Raw genomic sequence first — 21486 nt, 5'->3', positions numbered from 1 at the left:
CGGCGGACTCGGGGGCGGGGGCTGCGGAATCGGGGGACGTGGACATGCCGGGCAGGAAATCGGGAAGACCGCCAGTTTAACAAGGCCTTGCGCCCCGCTGGGCCCCGGCCCCGGACGCCGCGCGGCGGGCTTATGCTGGACGCCTCGTTTTCGAGGAGCCGCCCCATGCAGGTTGCCTACCGCGCCGAGAACCTGTTCGACGCCCACCTGGTCAAGCACGCCCTGGAGGACGCCGGCATACCGGCCTTCGTGTTCGGTGAATCCCTGCTCGGCGCCGGTGGCGAGCTGCCGCTGTTCGGCGTCCTGCGGGTGTGCGTGCCGGACGCGGCGCTGCCGCGGGCGCAGGACATCGTGGCCGGGCTGGACTTGGCCGGGGCGGGGGAAGACCCCATATCGGACGGCGACCCGGAACCCGGCTTCCTGCCGGCCTGAGGAGGTCCCCCATGCTCGGAATCGGATCGGCGATGAAACTCGGGATTGGCGCGTTCAAGCAGCGCCTGCCGCGCGAAGGCGAGGCCCTGCCGGGCCGTGATGCCCCGCTGCCCCTGCACAACGTCCACTTCGTCAACGGCCAGCCCCTGAAGGGCGACTTCGTCGGGCTGGAAGTGCTGGACGTGGGCATGGGCTGCTTCTGGGGCGCCGAGCGCAAGTTCTGGCAGCTGCCGGGCGTGGTGACCACTGCGGTGGGCTACCAGGGCGGCGAGACCCCGAACCCGACCTACGAAGAAGCGTGTTCCGGCATGACCGGGCATGCGGAAGTGGTGCGGGTGGTGTTCGACCCGGCGAAGGTCTCGCTGGACGAAGTGCTGCGCACGTTCTGGGAGAGCCATGACCCGACCCAGGGCATGCGCCAGGGCAACGACACCGGCACGCAATATCGCTCGGCGATCTACTGCCACACCCAGGCGCAGTACGAAGCCGCGTTGGCGAGCCGCGAGGCGTACCAGCAGCAGCTGCGCGCGGCGGGATATGGCGACATCACGACGGAGATCGTCTACCCGGCGCCAGCGTTCTACTACGCCGAGGATTACCACCAGCAGTACCTGGCCAAGAACCCCAATGGCTACTGCGGTATTGGCGGCACCGGCGTGAGTTGCCCCATCGGCCTGGACGTCTGACGGCTCGCGTTGAGCGCCGAGTAAGCGCAACGCTCGGTCATCCGATCGCGGAGAACTGGAGGACCCCGTCCCCGCAGACCGTGCAAACAACCACGAACAGCCGATCCACATCGAAGGCCGCTCACCCACAAAAAACCCGGCGCACAAACAAAAAGGGCGGCCAACGGGCCGCCCTTTCGCAAATAAGCCTGGGCCGATCAGCCCAGCTTCCCGCGAATGGTCTCGCGCAAAGCCTGCAGATCCTTGGCAAACGTATCGATGCCGGTAGACAGCTTCTCGGTCGCCATCGGATCAGCGGCCAAGTCCTTGGCGAACTTCGCCGCATCGATCGCCACCACGGCCGCGCCGTCGGCGTCCACCGGCGAGAGCTTGCGCGGCAGGTCGCCATGGTCGGCCTCGAGCTTCTCGAGCAGGTCCGGCGAGATGGTCAGGCGGTCGCAACCGGCCAGCGCCTCGATCTGCGCGGTCGAGCGGAACGAAGCCCCCATCACCACCGTCGACGAGCCGCGCTTCTTGAACTCGGTATAGACCCCGCGCACGAACTTCACGCCCGGATCCTCGTCGATGTTCGCCGGCGTCTGGCCGTTGGCCACGAACCAGTCCAGGATGCGGCCCACGAACGGCGAGATCAGGAACACGCCCGCTTCCGCGCACGCCAGCGCCTGGGTCTGGTTGAAGATCAGCGTCAGGTTGCAGTCGATGCCGTCCTTCTGCAGCTGGCGCGCGGCTTCCACGCCTTCCCACGTCGCCGCCACCTTGATCAGGATCTTCTCGCGCGGCACGCCGCGTTCGGCGTACATCTGGATGAACTTGTGCGCCTTGGCGATCGTGGCCGCCGTATCGTGCGCCAGGTCCGCATCCACCTCGGTGGACACCCGGCCCGGCACCAGCGCCGCCAGCATCGTGCCCACGCCGATCGTCAGGCGGTCGGCCACTTCATTGACCACTTCCTCGCCGCCGCCCTGCTGCTTGCCCCACGCCAGCTCGCGTTCGATCAGCTCGGCATAGACCGGCAGGTCCAGGGCTTTCTTCACCAGGGTCGGGTTGGTGGTGCAGTCCACCGGCTTGAGGCGCTTGATCGCATCGTAGTCGCCGGTATCGGCCACCACCACGGAGAGGTCACGGAGCTGGGCCAGCTTGGAAGGTTGCGAAGTCATCATCGGTTCTCGCGAAACGGAGGAATACGGAAAGGAAAACGGAGCAACGGGGGCGCTACGTTAGCGCGCCTAGCGATGGAAGTCGCCCGCCGCCTCCGGCTGGTAGTGCACGGCGCGCACGCGCAGCCGCAGCGCGCGGCCACCCGGGGCCTGCCAGTCGATCGATTGGCCCACCGACAGGCCCAGCAGGGCGCTGCCGACCGGCGCCAGCACCGAAACACGGCCGCGCTCGACATCGGCTTCCTGCGGGTACACCAGGGTGAGGGTATGCGGTTCGTCGTTAAGCTCGTCGATGCATTCCACGCGGGAGTGCATGGTCACGACGCCGGGGGGAATCTGTTCGGGCGGCAGGACCTGGGCGCGGCCCAGTTCGCCGGAAAGCGCGATCGCGGCCGGCAGCCGGCTCAGCGCGGGGGATTCAAGCAGGGCCTCGAGGCGGGCCACGTCACGGCTGGAAAGGATGATCGACGGCGGCAGGCCGCTGTTGTGCAAGGTATTCATGGATTCTTCTCCGAGGATGAAAAACGGGCGGCCCACCTGGGCCGCCCGGTCCATTGTCGGAAGAATCGCGCGCGGAAGGAACCGGCGCCGATCGCGGGGTTCAGCTGTTCGCCCGAACCTGCGCGGGAGCCTGCGTGTTGCTCGCCACGCCGGGGGCGGGTGGGGTGTCTCGATGGCCCGCGACCTCCCCATCCAGCTGCAGCAGGTGCGGCGGCAGTTCCTTGAACAACTGCGCCAGGCGCTCCAGGAATTCCCCCATCGCCGAGCTGCGCCGCCACACCAGCGCGATGCGGCGGCTCGGCGGACGTTCGGCATCGAAGCCGATCAGCTGCACGTTCTCCGAGCGCGCCACCGGCGGCTTCACCGCCAGCAGCGGCAGCAGCGTCACGCCGACATTCGCGGCGACCATCTGCCGAAGCGTTTCCAGGCTGGTGGCCTGGAATTCGGATTTCTCCAGTGCGCCGGCCAGATGGCAGACATCCAGCGCCTGGTCGCGCAGACAGTGCCCGTCTTCCAGCAGCAGCAGGCGTTGCTCGGACAGCTCATCCAGCGTCAGCGAGCGGCGGCGGGAGAGCGGATGGCTGTCCGGCACGGCCAGCACGAAAGGTTCCTCGAACAGGAATTCGGCATGCACCTGGTCGTCGTGGATCGGCAGCGCGAGCACCGCGGCGTCCAGCCGGCCTTCGCGCAGCTGGCGCAGCAGCTGGTCGCTCTTTTCCTCGACCAGCAGCAGTTCCAGGTGCGGGAAACGCTTGCGGATGCCCGGCACCACATGCGGCAGCAGATACGGGCCGAGCGTGGGAAAAATGCCCAGGCGCACCGTGCCCGCTTCCGGGTCCTGGCTGCGGCGCGCGGCCTCCTTCATCTGGTCAACCTCGGCGACGATGCTGCGGGCGCGGCTGGCGGCCTCGCGGCCGGCCGGCGTGAGCATCACCTTGCGCGGCGCGCGTTCGACCAGCGGCACGCCGAGTTCGTCCTCCAGTTTCTTGATCTGGGTGGACAGGGTCGGCTGGCTGACGAAACAGGCCGCCGCCGCGCGGCCGAAATGCTTGTGGTCGGCCAGGGCGACCAGGTACTTGAGATCACGCAGGTTCATCTGCAGAGCCTCTAGGGGGAGCGCGTGGTACGGCGGAGGACGGCTACGCCCGTGGGCAGCTTACGCCCCCGCGGGCCGGGGCGGCCAGCGACACGCGGTCGCGGGGCCGCCCTGCCCGCGGCGGTCAGGCCGCCTCGGCGACGGCGCCGGTCGTCTTCGGTGCGGTGCTGCGGATCAGGTAGTCGAACGCGCCCAGCGCGGCGGTCGCGCCCTGGCCCATCGCGATGATGATCTGCTTGTACGGCACGGTGGTGGCATCGCCGGCGGCGAACACGCCCGGCACGTTCGTCTGGCCACGGTCGTCGATGAGGATCTCGCCGCGCGGGGAAAGATCCACCACGCCCTTGAGCCATTCCGTGTTCGGCAGCAGGCCGATCTGCACGAAGATGCCCTCCAGCTCGACGCGGTGCGAGTCACCACCCGCGCGGTCCTTGTAGACCAGGCCGGTGACCTTCTGCCCGTCGCCCAGCACCTCGGTGGTCTGCGCGCTGGTCAGCACGCATACGTTGCCCAGGCTGCGGAGCTTGCGCTGCAGGACTTCGTCGGCACGCAGCTTGTCGTCGAACTCCACCAGCGTGACGTGCGAGACGATGCCGGCCAGGTCGATGGCCGCCTCCACGCCGGAGTTGCCGCCGCCAATGACCGCCACGCGCTTGCCCTTGAACAGCGGGCCGTCGCAGTGCGGGCAGTAAGCCACGCCCTTGTTGCGGTACTCGTTCTCGCCAGGCACGTTCATCTGCCGCCAGCGCGCGCCCGTCGACAGCACCACGGTGCGCGACTTGAGCACCGCGCCGTTGGCCAGCTTCACCTGCACCAGGCCGTCGTCGCCGGCCGGCACCAGCGCTTCGGCACGCTGCAGGTTCATCACGTCCACGTCGTAATGGCGCACGTGCTGCTCGAGCGCGGCGGCCATCTTCGGGCCTTCGGTCTCGGTGACCGAAATGAAGTTCTCGATTGCCATGGTGTCCAGCACCTGGCCACCGAAACGCTCGGCCGCCACGCCGGTGCGGATGCCCTTGCGCGCGGCGTACACCGCCGCGGCCGCGCCGGCCGGGCCACCGCCCACCACCAGCACGTCGAACGGCGACTTGGCGTTGATCTTCTCCGCGTCGCGCTTCCCGGCATTGGTGTCCAGCTTGGCGACGATCTGCTCCAGGTTCATGCGGCCCTGGTCGAACACCTGGCCGTTGAGGAACACGGTCGGCACCGACATGATCTGGCGCGACTCCACTTCGTCCTGGAACAGCGCGCCGTCGATGGCGACATGCTTGATGTTCGGGTTCAGCACCGCGGCCAGGTTCAGCGCCTGCACCACGTCCGGGCAGTTCTGGCAGGACAGCGAGAAGTAGGTTTCGAAGACGTAATCGCCTTCCAGGTTCTTCACCTGCTCGATCACTTCCGGCGCCGCCTTCGACGGGTGCCCGCCGACCTGCAGCAATGCCAGCACCAGCGAGGTGAACTCGTGGCCCATCGGCAGGCCGGCGAACGTCAGGGAGATTTCCTCGCCCGGGCTGTTGAGGCTGAAGCTCGGCCTGCGGGCATCGGCGTCGCGGCGCACTTCCAGGCCGATCACGTTGCTCAGCGCGGTGATCTCGTTGAGCATTTCCAGCATTTCCTGCGACTTCTCGCCGTCATCGACCTGCGCGGTGATATGCACCGGCCGGGTGAGGCGCTCGAGGTAGGACTTCAACTGGGTCTGCAGATTCGTGTCCAACATGGTGTTCAGCTCCTGTCGATCGGCAAGGGGAGGGCGAGGCGTCGATGCCGGGAGGCATACGCCGACGTGGGGAGGGAAGGGGTGAACCGCAACCGGCGACGTGCCGGCAGGCGGGAGAGAGAGCGCCGTGCCGGCGCGCACCGGTTCCGGTTCACCCCCGCCCCTGCAGGCAGGGACGGGGTGTGGCCTGCCCCGCGGAGCGGGGCGGGCAGCCGGCTTAGATCTTGCCGACCAGGTCCAGCGACGGCGCGAGGGTCTTCTCGCCTTCCTTCCACTTGGCCGGGCACACCTCGCCCGGGTGGGCGGCGACGTACAGGGCGGCCTTGACCTTGCGCAGCAGCTCCTTGGCATCACGGCCGATGCCCTCGGCGGTGATTTCCACGGCCTGGATCACGCCCGACGGGTCGATGATGAAGGTGCCGCGGTCGGCCAGGCCGACGCCCGGACGCATCACTTCGAAGTTGTTGGTCACGGTGCCGGTCGGGTCGCCGATCATCGCGTACTTGATCTTGCCGATCGCCGGCGAGCTGTCGTGCCACGCCTTGTGCGAGAAGTGGGTGTCGGTGGACACCGAGAAGACCTCGACGCCCAGCTTCTGGAACTCGGCGTAGTTGTCGGCCAGGTCTTCCAGTTCGGTCGGGCACACGAAGGTGAAATCAGCCGGGTAGAAGACCACCACGGACCACTTGCCCTTCAGGTTGGCATCGGAGACTTCGATGAATTCACCATTCTGGTAGGCGGTGGCCTTGAACGGCTTGATTTCGGTGTTGATGACGGACATTGAACTTCCTCTTTGTTGCCAAGGGTGCGGGGAATGGAACGAGGGTCATGCTAGGGAGGTTCGATAGATCAATCAAATCGATTGATGGAATTGGATAGATAGTAATCCTCTATCGAAAACCAAGGGGTCGCCTGCCGTGGCTGGCCTGAATGGCCGGGAAAGGGGCTCTTTCACGGGATAATGGCGGCCCGTCGTTTCCCAAGAGTGACCCGATGTCGCACCTGCCCCAGGCGCTGCTGCGTGAAGCGATCGAGCATATCGATCGCGCCGACGCCGAGGCCCTGCTGCTGCATGCCCTCGGGCGAGACCGCGCGTGGCTGTTCGCCAATGGCCGGGATCCGGTGGAACCCGCGGTGGCGCAGGCCTTCCTCGCGCTGGTGGCCCGTCGCGCGAGCGGTGAGCCGGTCGCCTACCTGAAGGGCAGCCGGGGCTTCTGGACGCTCGACCTGGCGGTGACCCCCGCCACGCTGATCCCGCGCCCGGAAACCGAGCTGCTGGTCGAACTGGCGCTCGAACGGGTGGACGACACCCCCGGCCGGCGCATCGCCGACCTGGGCACCGGCAGCGGCGCGATCGCCCTGGCGCTGGCCAGCGAGCGGCCGCGGGCGCTCGTGTTCGCGACCGATGCCAGCCCCGCCGCGCTGGAGGTGGCGCGTGGCAACGCGCAGGCCAACGACCTCGGCCGCGTCGAGTTTCGCGAAGGTTCGTGGTGGGCGCCGCTGGCCGGCGAACGCTTCGACCTGGTCGCCAGCAACCCCCCCTACATCGCCGACGACGACCCGCACCTGTCGCAGGGCGACCTGCGCTTCGAACCGGCGACCGCGCTGGCATCCGGTGCCGACGGCCTGGAGGACATCCGCCTGATCGTCGCCGGCGCGCCGGCGCACCTGCGGCCGGGCGGCTGGCTGCTGTTCGAGCATGGCTGGGACCAGGGCGCGGCGGTGGCCGCGTTGCTGGGCGAGCGGGGGTTCGTCGACGTCGCCACGGTGCAGGACCTGGAGGCGCGCGATCGGGTAACCCTCGGTCGCTGGCCGGGCTGAGCGCGGCGGGGGCTAAAATCCGGGTTTTCCGAAGTGGACACGCTGAGCATGCGCACGCTGTATCCGGAGATCGAACCCTTTGCCACCGGCACGCTGCGGGTGGACGACCGCCACACGCTGTACTTCGAGCAGTGCGGCAACCCGCAGGGCAAGCCGGTGGTGCTGCTGCACGGCGGCCCGGGCGGTGGCATCAGCGCCAAGATGCGCCGCTTCCACGACCCGGCCAAGTACCACATCGTGCTGTTCGACCAGCGCGGCTCGGGCCGTTCCACTCCGCACGCCGACCTGGTGGACAACACCACCTGGGATCTCGTGGCCGATATCGAGCAGCTGCGCGAGAAGCTGGGCATCGCGCGCTGGCAGGTCTTCGGCGGCAGCTGGGGTTCGACCCTGGCGCTGGCCTACGCCCAGAAGCATCCCGGCCGTGTCACCGAGCTGGTGCTGCGCGGCATCTTCATGCTGCGCCGCTGGGAGCTGGAGTGGTTCTACCAGGAGGGCGCCAACCGCCTGTTCCCGGATGCCTGGGAGCACTACCTGCGGGCGATCCCGCCGGTGGAGCGCCACGACCTGATCTCCGCCTTCCACCGCCGCCTGACCAGCGAGGACGAATCCGTTCGCCTGGCCGCCGCGCGCGCATGGAGCGTGTGGGAAGGCGCGACGAGTTTCCTGCGCGTGGATTCGGATTTCGTCACGGGCCATGAAGACGCGAAGTTCGCGCTCGCCTTCGCGCGCATCGAGAACCACTACTTCGTCAATGGCGGCTTCTTCGAGGTGGACGACCAGCTGCTGCGCGACGCCCCGCGCATTGCCGACATCCCCGGCGTGATCGTGCACGGCCGCTACGACGTGGTGTGCCCGCTGCAGAACGCCTGGGACCTGCACAAGGCGTGGCCGAAGGCGAAGCTGGATATCACCCCGACCTCCGGCCATTCCGCGTTCGAGGCCGAGAACGTCGACGCGCTGGTGCGCGCCACCGACGCCTTCGCCTGATCGACCTGTACGCCACCGCGAGGGCGCGTGGCGTATGTCGGCGCTGGCAAATTCGCCAGCCTCGCGCGGCCTAGCATCCGGCGATCCTCGTATCGCCGGAGTGTGCCGTGCCCCGTTCTCCTCGCGCCTGGTTGTGGCTGGGCCTGCTGCCGCTGGCGTTTCCGCTGGCGGCACAGCAGATGGTCGCCTCCGATTCGCCACAGCAGTGGCAGGCTGACACCAAGGCCAACAAGCAGGCACAGAAAGCCGCCGAGAAAGCCGCCGAGGCCGATGCGCCGCCCAGGCGCGGCGGCGAGGGCGGGCAACGTCCACCGGAGGGTGCCCCGCCCGGTGGGCGCGGGGGTCCGCCACCGGGCGGTGGCGAAGGCGGTCCGCCGGAAGGCGGCATGGGCGGCATGGGCGGTGGGCCTGGCCGTGGGGGCCCCGGCGGCCATGGCAAGCATGGCGGATCGAAGGGCGGTGGCGGTGCGGGCTCGCCGGCGGAGATGCTGCGGCCGGAGATGGACTTCGCCGCGCCGTTGAACGACACGCTGATCCTCTACCGCAGCCGCGAAGCGGTGGTGTTCGGTCGCAAGGAATCTTCGGGCGTGGTGATCCTGCCGCTGGCGGGCACGCCGGTGGAGGTGGCGCCGGGCGTGCAAGCTTCGCTGCATGAAGATGCGCAGGGCCTGCGGGTGGAAGTGGCCACCAGCAACGACATCCACGTCACCTACCGGTACGCGACCGACCCGGAAGGCGCGCTGCGCGTGTCGGTGCAGGCGCAGGGCCCGGTGCCGCGTCCGGGAAGCCGGTTCGAGGTGGAGCGCGTGTACCGGCGGGGACGCTGACGCGCCGCGCGTTCCCCGTGCCGCGGGTGGTTCGGCGAACGGGCCTTACCCGCCAAATCGCGCCGCCAGTGGTGGCAGCAGTCGCGCCAGGCGCTGTGCCCACATCAGCTGCCCGGCCTCGTCGGCAATCAGGTCCTGGCGGATCTCCAGTTCGACGTGCACCAGTCCGCGCCCTTCGCCGTACACCGGCACCGCGTAGTCGCTGGTATCGCTCACCGCATACGGCTGGTTGTCGCCGACGACCAGGTCGCCCTCGGCCTGCAAGGCATCGCGCAACGCATGCGCCAGCCGCGTATCGCGGTGGTACAGCACGCCCACGTGCCACGGCCGCGCCACGCCGGCCATCGCCGGGGTGAAGCTGTGCATCGCCACCAGCAAGGTGGGCTGCGCCTGCGCCAGGCGTGCATCCAATGCCTGCACGATGCGCTGGTGGTAGGGCGCGAAGATCTCATCGATGCGCTGCTGCCGCGCACGCGCGTCCAGGCCGGCGTTTGCCGGTACGTCGGTGCCGTCGCTGCGTGCGGCGATCAGCGTGGGCGAGGCGTGCGGACGGTTGCAGTCGATCACCAGGCGCGAATACACCTGCGTGATCGCCGTGGCGTCGAGCAGGTCGGCCAGCCGCGCCGTGGTGCCGGCGATGCCGATGTCCCAGCCGATGTGCCGATTTAGTTCGGCGGGCGGCAAGCCCAGGTCGCCCAATGCGCGCGGCACGCGCTGGCCGGCATGGTCGGCGATCAGCAGCCAGGGCGAGGTGCCGCCTGCGTTGCGCACCACGAACGGCGCCGGATCGTCCGCGCCGAGCAATGTGCCCGCCGGTGACTCAATCACGCGGCGTGCCGTCCAGGTGGTGTTCGATCATCCACAGGCCGGCCCACAGCTTGGCGTCGAGCTCGTAGCCTTCGGCCATCTTCTCCACCAGCCATGCCGCCGCGCGCTGGCGCGGGATCTCGTGCACGGTGATGTCCTCGCTCTCGTCGCCGCCGCCCGTGCCGACGCGGCTCAGGCCGGTGGCGCGCACGAAGGCGATCTTCTCGTTGCTGGCGCCGGAGGAGGTCGGGCCGATCAGCAGCACCTCGGCGTGCGCCGCGGTCCAGCCGGTTTCCTCTTCCAGCTCGCGCACCGCCGAGACCTCGATCGACTCGCCCGCGTTGATGTCGCCCACCAGCCCGGCCGGCATTTCGATCGTGCGCGCCTGCACAGGCACGCGGAACTGCTCGACGAACACCACGTTGTCCTCCGGCGTCACCGCGATGATGATCGCGGCCAGGCCGCCGGCGTGCACGCGCTCGGAGTACTCCCACGTGCCGCGCACGACCATGCGCTGGTACTTGCCTTCGTAGACGATCCTGGGTTCGGCGTCGTTCGGTTTCATGGGGCTTCCATCGAGGGAGAATTCGGGAGCGGGTGGCCGGCGGCGGCATGCAGGCGGCGCCGGGTCATCGGCCCGAAGCGCAGTGCTTCGCACAGGCCGGCGAGCATGTCGGGATCGCCCGGGGCGCGGTCGAAGCCGGTGGCCGGCAGCACGAGCGGTGCATCCAGCGCGACGGTGGTGAGCTGGCGCCACAGCAGCGCGTGCTCGCGCTGCTCGCGCAAACGCACGGCCATCTGCGCGGCACCGCGCAGGCGCAGGAACGGCACTTCGTCGATGCGCGACAGCAGCGCGTCGAGGCTGCCGAAGTGCGCCAGCAGCACCGCGGCGGACTTGGCGCCGATGCCGGTGATGCCGGGGATGTTGTCCACCGCGTCGCCGCACAGGGCGAGGTAGTCGGCGATCTGGTGCGCGTGCACGCCGTGGCGCGCCTTTACGCCTTCCATGCCCCAGCGCAGGCCGCGCGCGAAATCCCACTGTTCGTCATGCTCGAACAGCAGCTGCGAGAGGTCCTTGTCGGCGGAGATGATCACCCCGCGGAAATCCTGCGCGCGCGCCGCATGCAGCGCGCTGCCGATCAGGTCGTCCGCCTCGTACTCGTGGTGCGCCAGCACCGCCAGCCCCAGTGCGGCGCACAGCGCCTTGCAGTGCGCGAACTGGCGGCGCAGTTCTTCCGGCGCGGGTTCGCGGTTGGCCTTGTAGGCCGGGTACAGGCCATGGCGGAAGCAGCTGTCCAGCGCCTCGTCGAAGGCCACCACCACGTGTTGCGGGCGCTCGCGCTCGACCAGGTCGAGCAGGAAGCGCGCAAAGCCGTGCACGGCGTTGGTCGGCCAGCCCTGCGCATCGCGGAATTCGTCGGGCATCGAATGCCACGCCCGGAACACGTACAGGCTGGCGTCGACCAGGTACAGCGACCGCCGCGCCGGGCTCAAGGACGGCGCGTTCACGGCCGATAAGACCGAATGGGTCATGACACCCAATCTTCGAGCAACGCCGACGGATCCGGCCGCTCGCGTTCCGGCGCGGCCAACCGCGGAGTCCCGATATGGATGAAACCCGCGATGCGTTCGTGTTCGCCCAGGCCCAGGTGCCGGGCGACGACCGGGTCGTAGGCCATCCAGGCGGTGAGCCACTGCGCGCCGAAGCCGTAGGCCTGCGCGGCCTGCAGCAGCGCGAAGCACACGCAGCCGGCGGTGAGCAGCTGTTCCTGCTCGGGCACCTTGTGGCCGGGCTGCAGGCGGGCGACGACGGTGATCACCAGCGGCGCGAAACTGAACCGTTGCCGATCCTTTTCGAGGGCCGCCTCGGGTGCGCCGGGGTCGCGTTCGCGCGTGCGCTCAGCGAGGAATTCACCGAGCTTGTGCCGCGAATCACCGGCAATGCGCACGAATCGGAACGGCACCAGCTTGCCGTGGTCCGGCACGCGGACCGCCGATTGCAGCATGCGCAGCAGGGTGGCCTCGTCCGGGCCGGGCTCGGTGAGCTGTTTGGAGGGCACCGAACGGCGTTCGTCGAGTGCCTGCAACGAATAAAGTGTGTGCATAATCCCACTTTCGAACCGCAATGGCCCGATTATAGACGGCCATCGGGTACCGCTATCGGGGGAAAGCGGCTGCCGCATGGCGCGCGCGTGTCCCGGTGGACGGTTGCTTCCACCGCCTCCGCAGTTGTGCGTCCATGACGATCCATTCGCTGTCCGAAGAGCTTCCCAGCCGTAACCCCCAACTGCTCGAGCAGGTCCGCGAAGCGGTACTCGTGCCCTTGGCGGCGGCCTTCATGGAAGTGCAGGACGTGCTGGCCGAGGCGCTGTTCCGCCAGGCCGAACGGGTCAGTGCCGGGCAGAGCGACTACTTCGAGGCGATCGAACAGCTGCGCCGCCAGCGCGAGCGCGTGACCGCCGGTTTCCGCGGCCACCTCGCCAAGGCCTGGCAGGCACTGGAAAGCGGCCGGCCGCTGTCGGTCGAACGCACGCTGGCGAAGGGCCCGCAGGACCTCACCCTGGTGCCGGAGCACGAGCTGGACGTCCGCCTGGCCGTCCGCAATCTGGCCGGTTCGCTGCAGCACCGCTGGCGCCCGGAGCTGATGCGGCTCAACCGCTATCTGGGCTTCATCGCCGGCGGCCTGCGCATCGACGCCGACAACAATCCCTTCGGCCCCGAACACCTGGGCACCGCGGTGTATGCGGCCTTCCATGGCCTGACCCTGGCCCCGCGCGTGCACCTGGCGATCATCAAGGTGTGCGAGCAGCAGCTGGGCGACCGCGTCGGCCAGCTGTACGCCGGGCTGGAGAAATCGCTGGCCGAGGTGACCCGCCTGCGCGACCTGCCCACCGCGCGCGCGCGCCGGCAGGTGATCCCGCAGGCCGGCGTGCCGGAAGCGGCGTCGGCGCCGGACTGGATCGCGCGCTTCTTCGCCGACTGGTCGGGCGGGCGCACCAGCCTGGCGGCTGCCACCGCCATCGACGTCCACGCCCGCGAAGAGCACGACGTACTGCCGCCGGCGCTGCGCCAGTTGCTGCAGCGCGCCCGAGGCAGCCACGGCGCCGCGCCGCTGCGGGCGTTGTCGCCGCGCGAGCTGATGTCGGCGCTGTCGCTGATGCAGACCGGTCCCGGCGCGGGCTTCGAGGCCATCGATGCCGGCGGCCGCGGGCTGGCGCATGGGTTGCGCCGCGAAATCCTCGCCACTGCCGCGATGCTCGGCATCGACCCGGCGCAGACCGGCCTGGACCCGGCCGACGAAGACACGCTGGACCTGGTCGGCATGCTGTTCGACGCCATCCTGCGTGAAAGCCTCTTGCAGCCCTGGCAGCGCGCGCTGCTCGGGCAGTTGCTGGTGCCGTTCGCCAAGGTCGCGCTGCTCGACTCGCGCGTTTTCGTGCGCGACAGCCACCCGGCGCGGCGCCTGCTCAACCTGCTCGCCGACGCCTGCGACGGCAACAGCGGCGAGACCGCGCCCGAGCAGGCACTGCTGGCGCAGGTGCAGGCGGCGGTCGACGAGATCGTGCGCGACTTCGACGAGCACCTGGCGGTATTCCTGTCGCTGGAAGCGGAGTTCGGCACCAGCTACGAGCAGTACCGGCGCCGTTTGGAGATCGCCGAACGCCGTGCCACCGAGCTGCAGCGCGCCGAGGAGCGCCGCGAGCGCGCGCGTGGGCTGGCCCGCGCGGCGGTGTCCGAGCGCCTGGCCGGTCATGAAGAGATGCCGCCCGCGCTGGAGCACTTCCTGTCCCGCGCGTGGCACCAGTACGTGCAGCAGGCTGCCCTGCGTGGCGATGGCGCCGGCCCCGCGCTGGACGCCGCCCTGACGCTCGGCGATGTGGTGCTGGCGCAGTGGCGCCAGGCCCGCGCCGCGCAGCCCGCGCCGGAAGCGGGCTGGCTGTCGGCCGAACGCGAGACGCTGCTGCAGGTCTTCGCCCAGGCCGGGCTGGCGCCGCCGGAAGCCGCCGCCGCCTGCGATGGCCTGCGCCGCAGCCTGGAACTGGTGCGGCTGGCGCCCAGCCAGGCCCCGGTGACCGTGCCGTTGCCGGTGCTGGCCGAGCCGGTGGAAACCGAGAGCGAGGCGCTCACCCCGATGCTGGACGACCAGGCCGGCGCGGAGTTCGACCGCGTCACCGCCGAGTTCTTCCGGGTCCTGCCGGTGGGCACCTGCCTGGACTTCATCGACCGCCAGGGCGTCATCCAGCCCGGCAAGCTGTCCTGGATCAGCCCGATCTCCGGCCGGCTGATGTTCGTCAACCGCCGCGGCGGCCGCTTGTGCGTGGCGTCCCCGGAGGAGCTGGCGATGATGGTCTGGCTGGACCGCCTGCGCCTGCACCGCGAGGGCGACGCCTTTTACAGCGCCATGCAGGGCGTGGTCGACGGCCTGGAGCAGGCGCCCGGCGAGGTCTGAACCTTGCCGCCGCAAGCCTTGTCCTGACAGGCGTTGCGACCGAATGCGCGCTACGATGTAGCGCCGCCAGCCAGGAATCGAAATGCGATTGTCGTCACTGTCGCGCGCCCATGGCCCCGCCTACCATGCGCAGGCGGAAACAGGGGCCGCGTCTGTCGTTCCAGCAGTCTTCCTCATTTATACGCCTGCAAGGGCGGGGAGCCTTTGCGCATGATGTCCACCCCCAGCCCGCTGGGTCACCCCGGGCGTGATCCGCGTTTGCTTGCGCAGGCGCGGGACGCGTTCCTGCCCGCGCTCGCCCAGACGTTCGCCGCCGCGGTGACGCGGTTCGACGACGTGCTGTTCGACCGCGCCGAAAACGCCGGCGCGTCGCAGCTCGTGTTCCTGGACGGCATGCGCGAGCTGCGCCGGCGCCGCGAGGAAATCGTCAGCCGTTTCCGCACCCAGATGGAGAGCTCCTGGCAATCGCTGGAGCAGGGCCTGCCGCTGTCGGCCGAGGCGGCGCTGTCCGGCCAGCCCGCCGCGCCCGGCGGCCTGAGCCTGGTGCCCGAACACGAACTCGAATCGCGCCTGGCCGTGCGCAACCTGGCCAGCGTGCTGCAGCGCGAATGCAAGCCGGTGCTCGCGCACCTGGACCGCCGCCTGGGCTGGATCGCCGGCGGCATGGAGCTGGGCTCGGATACCGACCCGATCGGCCCGGAACACATCGGCGTGGCCATCCACGAAGCCTTCGCCACCAGCGACCTGGCGCCGGAAGTGCGCCTGGTGCTGATCAAGCTGTGCGAGCGCGATTTGGCCGAGCCGATCGCCCGCCTGTACGCGCAGCTGGACGAGATGCTAGCCAAGGCCGGTGTGATGCCGGAGATCTCGCAACCGCGCCGTCCGCCGCCGCAGCAGCGTCCGCCGCAGCGCGAGGAAGCCGATCCCTTCAGCGCCGGCAACGAAGACGAATTCGACGAACAGTACGCGCCGGCCTGGGCGAACCGCTTCGTCAACCGCTGGGCGCAGAGCCGCGGCCGCCTGCAGGCCGCGCACCGCGGCCGCGAGGGCGGTGGCGAGGACATGGGTGCCGACGGCCACCCCGGCGGCAACCAGGGCATGCTGCTGGAAGCCCTGCACGAACTGCTGCAGCAGACCCGCAACGTGCGCGACAACGCGACCACGGCGGCCACCGCCGCCTCGGCGGCGATGGGCCAGCAGCGCCCGCTCAGCCAGCGCGAGATGATGTCGGTGCTGTCGCTGCTGCAGGCCACGCCGAGCGCCACGCTCAACGCGGCCATCGGCGATGACGGCGAATCGCTGGCGCAGCGCCTGAAGAGCGAGGTGCTTTCCAGCGCCACGCAGCTGGGCGTGGACCCGGCCAGCGCGCGCCTGGACCCGATGGACGAGGACGCCATCGACCTGGTCGGCATGTTGTTCGACGTGATGCTGGACGAACGCGACCTGGAAGGCCGTTCGCGCGAACTGATCGGCAAGCTGGTGGTGCCCTTCGTCAAGGTCGCGCTGCTGGACCGCAAGATGTTCGTGCAGAAGACCCACCCGGCGCGGCGCCTGCTCAACTCGCTGGCCGAGGCCTGCGAGGGCAACGCCGGCGACAGCCCGGCCGAACGCGTGCTGATGGGCAAGGTCGAGGAAATCATCGAGCGCCTGGTGGCCGAGTTCAACGAGAACCTGGCGATCTTCCTGACCCTGGAAGAAGAGTTCCGCGACTTCCTCGCCCAGCACCGCCGCCGCATCGAGATTGCCGAGCGCCGTGCCGCCGAGACCCAGCGCGGCCAGGAGAAGCTGGAGCTGGCGCGCAGCCGCGCGCTGGAAGAGCTGGACAAGCGCGTCAACGACGAACTGCCGCAGGCGGTGCAGGATTTCCTGCGCCAGCCGTGGCTGCACCACATGACCATGTCGATCCTGCGCGACGGCGAGGAAGGCCCGGCGGTCGCCGAGTCCGTCACCCTGGCCGACGGCGTGCTGGAGGAAGTCGCCGAGGCGCGCCGCCACATCATCGGCAAGCCGTGGCTGCAGGCGTGGGAGCCGGCGCTGCAGAAGGTGTTCGCCAGCGTGGGCCTGCATGGCGACGCGGCGCTGGTCGCCATCGGCGCCCTGCACGACACGTTGCAGGCGGTGGCCGAGGCGCGCCCGGAGCTGGAGAAGTCGCTGCCGGAACTGCCGCAGGTCAGCCTGCCGCCGCCGCCGGTGGCCGAAGCCGGTGGCGTGGAGCTGGAAAGCGACCCGACGCTGGAAGACTTCGACAACGCCGATGCCGACCGTTTCCGCCAGATGGCCATCGGCACGTGGCTGGATTTCGTCGACAAGGACGGCAAGGTGCAGGCGGGCAAGCTCTCCTGGGTCAGCCCGATCTCCTCGCGCCTGCTGTTCGTGAACCGCCGCGGCGTGCGCTTCTGCGTGGCCTCGCCGGAAGAACTGGCGGTGATGGTGCGGCTGGGCCGGCTGCGCGCCCACGTCAACGATGGCGCCTTCGACAGCGCCATGCAGGGCGTGATCGACCGCCTCGACCCGCAGACCAACACCTTCCACTGACCGGCCCGGCCGGGCCCGTCGGTCGCGCCACCCGCGGGCAGGCCGGGCGTGGCGCCGACCTTTGCTAGGATCGGCGCGACACGACCACGGGCAAGGGGCTGGCATGGCGGTGCAGGTGCGGGTGTTGAAGGAACACGCCGAGGGCGAGCGCCGCGTGGCGGCCACCCCGGAAACGGTCAAGAAGCTCATCGCACTCGGCGCGCAGGTGGCCATCGAGCCCGGCGCCGGCAGCGCCGCCGGATTCCCCGATGACAGCTACCTGCAAGTGGGCGCCACGCTCGCCGAAGGCGCGCTGGCCGACGCCGCGCTGGTGCTGTGCGTGCAGGCGCCGGAGGTCTCGCGGATTCGCCAGATCGCCGGCGGCGCCACGCTCGTGGGCCTGCTGCAACCCGAAGCCGACCCGCTGCGCGCCGAAGCGTTGCGCGCACCCGAGCGGCAGGTGTTTCCCCTCGAACGGTTGCCGCGCACCACGCGCGCGCAGGCGATGGACGTGCTCAGTTCGCAGGCCGGCATGGCCGGCTACAAGGCCGCGCTGATTGCCGCCGAACTGGCGCCGCGCTTCTTCCCGATGCTGACCACCGCCGCCGGTACCATCCGGCCGTCCAAAGTGCTGGTGGTGGGCGCCGGCGTGGCCGGGTTGCAGGCCATCGCCACCGCGCGCCGGCTGGGCGCGCAGGTGGAGGGCTTCGACGTGCGGCCGGAGACGCGCGAGCAGATCGAATCGCTGGGCGCGAAGTTCCTGGACCTGGGCGTCAGCGCGGCGGGCGAGGGCGGTTATGCGCGCGCGCTGACCGACGAGGAGCGTGCCGAACAGCAGCGCCGCCTGGCCGATCACCTGCGCGGCGTGGACGTGGTGGTGTGCACGGCCGCCGTGCCGGGGCGCCCGGCGCCGAAGATCCTCACCGACGTGATGGTGGCCGGGATGAAGCCGGGCAGCGTGATCGTCGACCTGGCCGCGGAAACCGGCGGCAACTGCGCGCTGACGCGGCCGGGCGAGACGGTGGTCGAAGGCGGGGTGACGATCGCCGGGCCGTTGAACCTGGCCAGCATGGGCGCGGTGCACGCGAGCGAGATGTTCGCGCGCAACGTGCTGAACTTCGTGAGCCTGTTCGTGCGCGAGGGGCAGGTCACCTTCGACTGGGAAGACGAACTGCTGGCGAAGACGCGCTGGGGGTAGGGCAGGGCCGCTGCCTCAGCGGTCATCCCCGTCGTCATGCGTGCGGATCCACTCCTGGCGCTGCGGCGGGCTCATCTTCTGCCACTGGTCCAGCAGGGCCTTGCGCTGCGCGGGATCCATCTTGCGCATCTGCTCGAACAGCACCTTCGCCTCGCGCCGCTGCTGCGGCGACATGTTCTCGAACCGGCGCATGCCGTCCGCGGCCTGGCGGCGCTGCTCCGGCGTCATCGCCTGCCAGCGCTGCGCGTGCCGCAGCATGCGGTCGCGTTGTTCCGGCGCGTCGTTCCAGCGCTGGCGCACCGAGGCGATCAGCAGCTCGCGCTGCGCCTGGGTGAGGTGGTCCCAATCCGGCAGCGGCGCGGCGGGCGGCGGCGGGCCGTGCGGCGGCGGAGGCGGCGGCAGGTCGGGCGTCGCCTGCGCCCAGGCACTGGCGCTGCCCAGCGCGAGCAGGACGGTCAACAGCAGGCGGGTGGAGGTCTTCATCGGGTCTGCTCCATGGCCAGGGCGTTCTCCGAGCCCAGCCAGACATAGAGATCGGGATTCTGTTCCAGCACTTCGTCGGCATCGACGCTGGCGACCAGCGAGGACGCCGGGCTCACCGAGGTGTGCGAGGGAGAGGGCAGGTTGAGGTGCACGCCCAGCCCCAGCGCGAGCAGCGCGGTGCAGGCGGTGGCCAGCCACAGGCCGCGATGGCGGCGGCCCGGCGCGGCCTGCGTGGCGTCGTGGCGGGCGGCGCGCAGGCGCGCCAGCGTGGCGGGGTCGAGCGCGCCCAGCGCGGCCTGGTGCAGGTCGCGGGCGTGCGCGTCGAACATGTGCGATTGGCGGTCCGTGGTGTTCACCGGAAATCCTCGAGTTGTTGCTGCAGGGCCTCGCGGGCCCGTGACAGATGCGTTTTGACCGATCCTTCCGAGCAGCCCATCACCTTGGCGGTGGTGGCCACGTCCAGTTCCTCCAGCACGCGCAGGGTGAAGGCCTCGCGCTGGCGTGCGGGCAGGCCGCGCAGGGCCTGCACCATGCGGGTGTAGGCCTCGCGGCGGTCCTGCGCCTCGGCCGGGCCGGCGGCGGCGTCGGCCCAGTCGATGCTGGACTCGCCATCGGCCTCCGGCGCCGGCGCCCAGAACTTCAGGCGGAAGCCGCGGCGGCGCTGCACGTCCACGATGCGGCTGCGCAGGATGCTCCAGAACAGCGGCGTCCACTCGCTGGCCGGCCGGTCGCGGTAGGCCAGCAGCTTGATCATCGCGTCCTGCACGGCGTCCAGCGCGTCCTCGCGGTGGCGCAGGCCGGCCTCGGCAAAGCGGAACGCGCGCGGGCCGATCCCGGCCAGGAACGCGTCGAGCGAGGCCGGCGGGGCCGGCGCTTCGGTTTGCGGATCGAGAGGAGTACCCACCAGCACAGCGTAGCTTCCCAAGGGGAACACCCAGTCAACGCACGGGTGGGCGATTGGTTGACCGGCTGGCGGCCCATTCATGGGCGGTTATGATGCGGAGCATCCTGACCAAGACGGGGCAGTGGGCGATGGGCGACGGTTTCGTGGCGTTGTACATCTTCATGCTGGCGGCGATTGCCGGCCACGTGATCATCTCGCGGGTGCCGGTGATCCTGCACACGCCCCTGATGTCGGGGTCGAACTTCATCCACGGCATCGTGCTGATCGGCGCGATCGTGGTACTCGGCCACGCCGACACGACGCTCGAAAAAGCCCTGGGCTTCCTCGCCGTGCTGCTCGGCGCGGGCAACGCGGCCGGCGGCTACGTGGTGACCGAGCGCATGCTGGAGATGTTCAAGCCCAGCGCCCGCAACGGCGGCAAGCCGGAGGGCCGCGCTTGAACGTGTCCACGACGGTCTTGCTCGAAGGGTTGGTGAAATCCAGTTACCTCGTCGCCGCCACGCTGTTCCTGCTGGGGCTGCAGCGCATGGCCTCGCCGCTGACGGCGCGCAGCGGCATCCGCTGGGCCGGCGCGGGCATGTTGCTGGCGACGGTGGCGACGTTCTTCCTGCCCGGGCTGCACAACCTGCCGCTGATCCTGGCGGCGGTGGTGATCGGCACGGGTGCGGCGTGGTGGTCGGCCAAGAAGGTGGCCATCACCGACATGCCGCAGATGGTGGCGCTGTACAACGGCATGGGCGGCGGGTCCGCCGCGGCGATCGGCGCGGTGGAGCTGCTGCGCTTCTCGTTCCTGGCCCATCGCGATACGGCGCACTGGAGCCCGGGCGCATTGGCGGACCTGGCCGCGCGCCAGCCCGGGGCGACGACGCTGGCGCTGGCGGTGGTGGGTGCGGCGATTGGCGCGGTGTCGCTGTCGGGTTCGATCATCGCCTGGGCCAAGCTCGATGGCCGCCTCGACCGGCGCGTGACTTTCCCCGCGCAGCAGGCGTTCAACCTGGCGGTGGCGTTGGCGGTGGTGCTGCTGGGAATCTGGGCGGCGGTATCGTTGCAGCCGGTGGCGATCATCGCGTTCTTCGTGGCGGCGCTGGCGCTGGGCGTGTTGATGACGCTGCCGATCGGCGGTGCGGACATGCCGGTGGTGATCTCGCTGTACAACGCGTTCACTGGCCTGGCGGTGTCGTTCGAGGGTTACGTGCTTGGCAACGAGGCGCTGATCATCGCCGGCATGATGGTGGGGGCGGCGGGCATCCTGCTGACGCGGCTGATGGCCAAGGCGATGAACCGGCCGATCAGCGGCGTGCTGTTCTCCAACTTCGGCGGCGGTGGTCAGGGGCAGGCGATCGAGGGTTCGCAGAAGCCGATCGATGCGGCCGATGCAGCGGCGATGATGGCCTTCGCCGAGCGGGTGGTGATCGTGCCGGGCTACGGCATGGCGGTGGCGCAGGCGCAGCACAAGATCTGGGAGCTGGCGCAGCGGTTGATCGCGCGCGGGGTGAAGGTGAAGTTCGCGATTCACCCGGTGGCCGGGCGCATGCCGGGGCACATGAACGTGCTGCTGGCCGAGGCGGGTGTTCCGTATGACTTGATCGCCGACATGGACGACATCAATCCGGAGTTCGCCAGCACGGATGTGTCACTGGTGATCGGTGCGAACGACGTGGTCAATCCTGTCGCCAAGACCGATCCTTCCAGCCCGATCTACGGGATGCCGATCCTGGACGTGGTGGATTCGAAGAACGTCATCGTGATCAAGCGCGGCAAGGGCACCGGGTTTGCCGGGATCGAGAATGCGCTGTTCTATGCGGACAACACGCGGATGCTCTATGGCGATGGGGCCGAGGCGGCCGGGGCGCTGGTCAGCGAACTCAAGGCGCTTGAGGGTGGGGGGCACTGAGGGGGGTTT

General features: G+C 69.7%; 22 protein-coding genes. 10 read left to right on the top strand and 12 right to left on the bottom strand.

What is annotated here, in order from left to right:
* Positions 1-165 precede the first annotated feature (165 nt).
* Positions 166-432 carry a putative signal transducing protein gene (locus tag ARC20_RS06810; RefSeq protein ID WP_057646024.1) on the top strand — a complete coding sequence of 89 codons (267 nt, stop codon included), beginning with the start codon at positions 166-168 and terminating at the stop codon, positions 430-432.
* Positions 433-443: 11 nt separating this feature from the next.
* Positions 444-1118 carry a peptide-methionine (S)-S-oxide reductase MsrA gene (msrA, locus tag ARC20_RS06805; RefSeq protein WP_057646023.1) on the top strand — a complete coding sequence of 225 codons (675 nt, stop codon included), beginning with the start codon at positions 444-446 and terminating at the stop codon, positions 1116-1118.
* Positions 1119-1315: 197 nt separating this feature from the next.
* Here msrA and ARC20_RS06800 read toward each other — a convergent pair whose 3' ends face one another.
* The 5 genes from ARC20_RS06800 to ahpC all read right to left on the bottom strand — a co-directional run bounded on the left by ARC20_RS06800 (position 1316) and on the right by ahpC (position 6370).
* On the bottom strand, positions 1316-2275 hold the full coding sequence (locus ARC20_RS06800) for a transaldolase (protein WP_057646027.1): 960 nt from the start codon (positions 2273-2275) through the stop codon (positions 1316-1318).
* Between the two features lie 69 nt (positions 2276-2344).
* Positions 2345-2776: a nucleoside diphosphate kinase regulator gene (rnk, locus tag ARC20_RS06795; protein ID WP_057646022.1), complete on the bottom strand. Its 432-nt coding sequence runs from the start codon at positions 2774-2776 to the stop codon at positions 2345-2347.
* A gap of 100 nt (positions 2777-2876) precedes the next feature.
* A complete protein-coding gene (locus ARC20_RS06790; protein ID WP_057646021.1) occupies positions 2877-3872 on the bottom strand; it encodes a LysR substrate-binding domain-containing protein in 996 nt (331 codons plus the stop codon).
* A 124-nt stretch (positions 3873-3996) separates the two neighbouring features.
* Entirely contained in the window at positions 3997-5589 is a 1593-nt protein-coding gene (ahpF, locus tag ARC20_RS06785) for an alkyl hydroperoxide reductase subunit F (protein ID WP_057646020.1), read from the bottom strand.
* 217 nt (positions 5590-5806) lie between these two features.
* The gene (gene ahpC / locus ARC20_RS06780; RefSeq protein ID WP_057646019.1) at positions 5807-6370 is read right to left on the bottom strand and encodes an alkyl hydroperoxide reductase subunit C; all 564 of its coding nucleotides are present in this window, start codon (positions 6368-6370) and stop codon (positions 5807-5809) included.
* 212 nt (positions 6371-6582) lie between these two features.
* On the opposite strand from ahpC, the gene prmC reads away from it, so the two are divergent.
* The 3 genes from prmC (at position 6583) to ARC20_RS06765 (ending at position 9227) form a co-directional block, all read left to right on the top strand.
* Positions 6583-7410 (top strand): peptide chain release factor N(5)-glutamine methyltransferase, encoded by an 828-nt coding sequence (prmC, locus tag ARC20_RS06775; protein ID WP_057646018.1) that lies wholly within the window; start codon positions 6583-6585, stop codon positions 7408-7410.
* Positions 7411-7458: 48 nt separating this feature from the next.
* Positions 7459-8400 carry a prolyl aminopeptidase gene (gene pip / locus ARC20_RS06770; RefSeq protein WP_057646017.1) on the top strand — a complete coding sequence of 314 codons (942 nt, stop codon included), beginning with the start codon at positions 7459-7461 and terminating at the stop codon, positions 8398-8400.
* A 107-nt stretch (positions 8401-8507) separates the two neighbouring features.
* On the top strand, positions 8508-9227 hold the full coding sequence (locus ARC20_RS06765; RefSeq protein WP_146165811.1) for a hypothetical protein: 720 nt from the start codon (positions 8508-8510) through the stop codon (positions 9225-9227).
* Positions 9228-9272: 45 nt separating this feature from the next.
* Here the strand turns inward: ARC20_RS06765 and ARC20_RS06760 are convergent, their stop codons facing one another.
* From ARC20_RS06760 to ARC20_RS06745, 4 genes are read right to left on the bottom strand one after another with little or no spacing between them, the layout of a single operon-like run.
* Entirely contained in the window at positions 9273-10055 is a 783-nt protein-coding gene (locus ARC20_RS06760) for an N-formylglutamate amidohydrolase (protein WP_057646015.1), read from the bottom strand.
* Positions 10048-10599 carry an NUDIX hydrolase gene (locus tag ARC20_RS06755; protein WP_057646014.1) on the bottom strand — a complete coding sequence of 184 codons (552 nt, stop codon included), beginning with the start codon at positions 10597-10599 and terminating at the stop codon, positions 10048-10050. The genes ARC20_RS06760 and ARC20_RS06755 overlap by 8 nt, the downstream gene beginning before the upstream one ends.
* On the bottom strand, positions 10596-11567 hold the full coding sequence (locus ARC20_RS06750; protein WP_057646013.1) for a 5'-3' exonuclease: 972 nt from the start codon (positions 11565-11567) through the stop codon (positions 10596-10598). Before ARC20_RS06750 ends, ARC20_RS06755 begins: the two co-directional genes overlap by 4 nt.
* Entirely contained in the window at positions 11564-12139 is a 576-nt protein-coding gene (locus tag ARC20_RS06745) for a nitroreductase family protein (RefSeq protein WP_057646012.1), read from the bottom strand. Before ARC20_RS06745 ends, ARC20_RS06750 begins: the two co-directional genes overlap by 4 nt.
* Before the next feature lie 134 nt (positions 12140-12273).
* Here ARC20_RS06745 and ARC20_RS06740 point away from each other — a divergent pair, with 134 nt between their 5' ends.
* The 3 genes from ARC20_RS06740 (at position 12274) to ARC20_RS06730 (ending at position 18196) form a co-directional block, all read left to right on the top strand.
* Positions 12274-14484: a DUF1631 domain-containing protein gene (locus ARC20_RS06740; RefSeq protein ID WP_057646011.1), complete on the top strand. Its 2211-nt coding sequence runs from the start codon at positions 12274-12276 to the stop codon at positions 14482-14484.
* A gap of 210 nt (positions 14485-14694) precedes the next feature.
* Positions 14695-17019, top strand: coding sequence for a DUF1631 domain-containing protein (locus tag ARC20_RS06735; RefSeq protein ID WP_057646010.1), 2325 nt, complete (start codon positions 14695-14697; stop codon positions 17017-17019).
* A 103-nt stretch (positions 17020-17122) separates the two neighbouring features.
* Positions 17123-18196 carry an NAD(P) transhydrogenase subunit alpha gene (locus ARC20_RS06730; protein ID WP_057646009.1) on the top strand — a complete coding sequence of 358 codons (1074 nt, stop codon included), beginning with the start codon at positions 17123-17125 and terminating at the stop codon, positions 18194-18196.
* Positions 18197-18211: 15 nt separating this feature from the next.
* On the opposite strand, the gene ARC20_RS06725 is transcribed toward ARC20_RS06730, so the two are convergent.
* The 3 genes from ARC20_RS06725 to ARC20_RS06715 are packed head-to-tail and all read right to left on the bottom strand — an operon-like array spanning position 18212 to position 19589.
* Positions 18212-18679, bottom strand: coding sequence for a DUF3106 domain-containing protein (locus ARC20_RS06725; protein ID WP_057646008.1), 468 nt, complete (start codon positions 18677-18679; stop codon positions 18212-18214).
* Positions 18676-19008, bottom strand: a complete 333-nt coding sequence (locus ARC20_RS06720) for a hypothetical protein (protein ID WP_057646026.1) — start codon at positions 19006-19008, stop codon at positions 18676-18678. The genes ARC20_RS06725 and ARC20_RS06720 overlap by 4 nt, the downstream gene beginning before the upstream one ends.
* Before the next feature lie 23 nt (positions 19009-19031).
* Positions 19032-19589, bottom strand: coding sequence for an RNA polymerase sigma factor (locus ARC20_RS06715; protein WP_057646007.1), 558 nt, complete (start codon positions 19587-19589; stop codon positions 19032-19034).
* Positions 19590-19711: 122 nt separating this feature from the next.
* Between ARC20_RS06715 and ARC20_RS06710 the strand changes: the two genes are divergently transcribed.
* Positions 19712-20023 (top strand): NAD(P) transhydrogenase subunit alpha part 2, encoded by a 312-nt coding sequence (locus ARC20_RS06710; RefSeq protein ID WP_057646025.1) that lies wholly within the window; start codon positions 19712-19714, stop codon positions 20021-20023.
* Positions 20020-21477: an NAD(P)(+) transhydrogenase (Re/Si-specific) subunit beta gene (locus ARC20_RS06705; RefSeq protein ID WP_057646006.1), complete on the top strand. Its 1458-nt coding sequence runs from the start codon at positions 20020-20022 to the stop codon at positions 21475-21477. Before ARC20_RS06710 ends, ARC20_RS06705 begins: the two co-directional genes overlap by 4 nt.
* Positions 21478-21486 lie beyond the last annotated feature (9 nt).

The organism is Stenotrophomonas panacihumi, assembly GCF_001431645.1.
Classification (GTDB): Bacteria; Pseudomonadota; Gammaproteobacteria; order Xanthomonadales; family Xanthomonadaceae; genus Stenotrophomonas_A; species Stenotrophomonas_A panacihumi.
This window is presented reverse-complemented; position numbering and strand designations above follow the sequence as displayed.

Excerpts from the sequence above, each read along its gene's own strand:
- ARC20_RS06810 (WP_057646024.1), top strand. The coding sequence starts at position 166 with ATGCAGGTTGCCTACCGCGCCGAGAACCTGTTCGACGCCCACCTGGTC.
- msrA (WP_057646023.1), top strand. The coding sequence starts at position 444 with ATGCTCGGAATCGGATCGGCGATGAAACTCGGGATTGGCGCGTTCAAG.
- ARC20_RS06800 (WP_057646027.1), bottom strand. The coding sequence starts at position 2,275 with ATGACTTCGCAACCTTCCAAGCTGGCCCAGCTCCGTGACCTCTCCGTG.
- rnk (WP_057646022.1), bottom strand. The coding sequence starts at position 2,776 with ATGAATACCTTGCACAACAGCGGCCTGCCGCCGTCGATCATCCTTTCC.
- ARC20_RS06790 (WP_057646021.1), bottom strand. The coding sequence starts at position 3,872 with ATGAACCTGCGTGATCTCAAGTACCTGGTCGCCCTGGCCGACCACAAG.
- ahpF (WP_057646020.1), bottom strand. The coding sequence starts at position 5,589 with ATGTTGGACACGAATCTGCAGACCCAGTTGAAGTCCTACCTCGAGCGC.
- ahpC (WP_057646019.1), bottom strand. The coding sequence starts at position 6,370 with ATGTCCGTCATCAACACCGAAATCAAGCCGTTCAAGGCCACCGCCTAC.
- prmC (WP_057646018.1), top strand. The coding sequence starts at position 6,583 with ATGTCGCACCTGCCCCAGGCGCTGCTGCGTGAAGCGATCGAGCATATC.
- pip (WP_057646017.1), top strand. The coding sequence starts at position 7,459 with ATGCGCACGCTGTATCCGGAGATCGAACCCTTTGCCACCGGCACGCTG.
- ARC20_RS06755 (WP_057646014.1), bottom strand. The coding sequence starts at position 10,599 with ATGAAACCGAACGACGCCGAACCCAGGATCGTCTACGAAGGCAAGTAC.
- ARC20_RS06750 (WP_057646013.1), bottom strand. The coding sequence starts at position 11,567 with ATGACCCATTCGGTCTTATCGGCCGTGAACGCGCCGTCCTTGAGCCCG.
- ARC20_RS06745 (WP_057646012.1), bottom strand. The coding sequence starts at position 12,139 with ATGCACACACTTTATTCGTTGCAGGCACTCGACGAACGCCGTTCGGTG.
- ARC20_RS06740 (WP_057646011.1), top strand. The coding sequence starts at position 12,274 with ATGACGATCCATTCGCTGTCCGAAGAGCTTCCCAGCCGTAACCCCCAA.
- ARC20_RS06735 (WP_057646010.1), top strand. The coding sequence starts at position 14,695 with ATGATGTCCACCCCCAGCCCGCTGGGTCACCCCGGGCGTGATCCGCGT.
- ARC20_RS06730 (WP_057646009.1), top strand. The coding sequence starts at position 17,123 with ATGGCGGTGCAGGTGCGGGTGTTGAAGGAACACGCCGAGGGCGAGCGC.
- ARC20_RS06725 (WP_057646008.1), bottom strand. The coding sequence starts at position 18,679 with ATGAAGACCTCCACCCGCCTGCTGTTGACCGTCCTGCTCGCGCTGGGC.
- ARC20_RS06720 (WP_057646026.1), bottom strand. The coding sequence starts at position 19,008 with ATGTTCGACGCGCACGCCCGCGACCTGCACCAGGCCGCGCTGGGCGCG.
- ARC20_RS06710 (WP_057646025.1), top strand. The coding sequence starts at position 19,712 with ATGGGCGACGGTTTCGTGGCGTTGTACATCTTCATGCTGGCGGCGATT.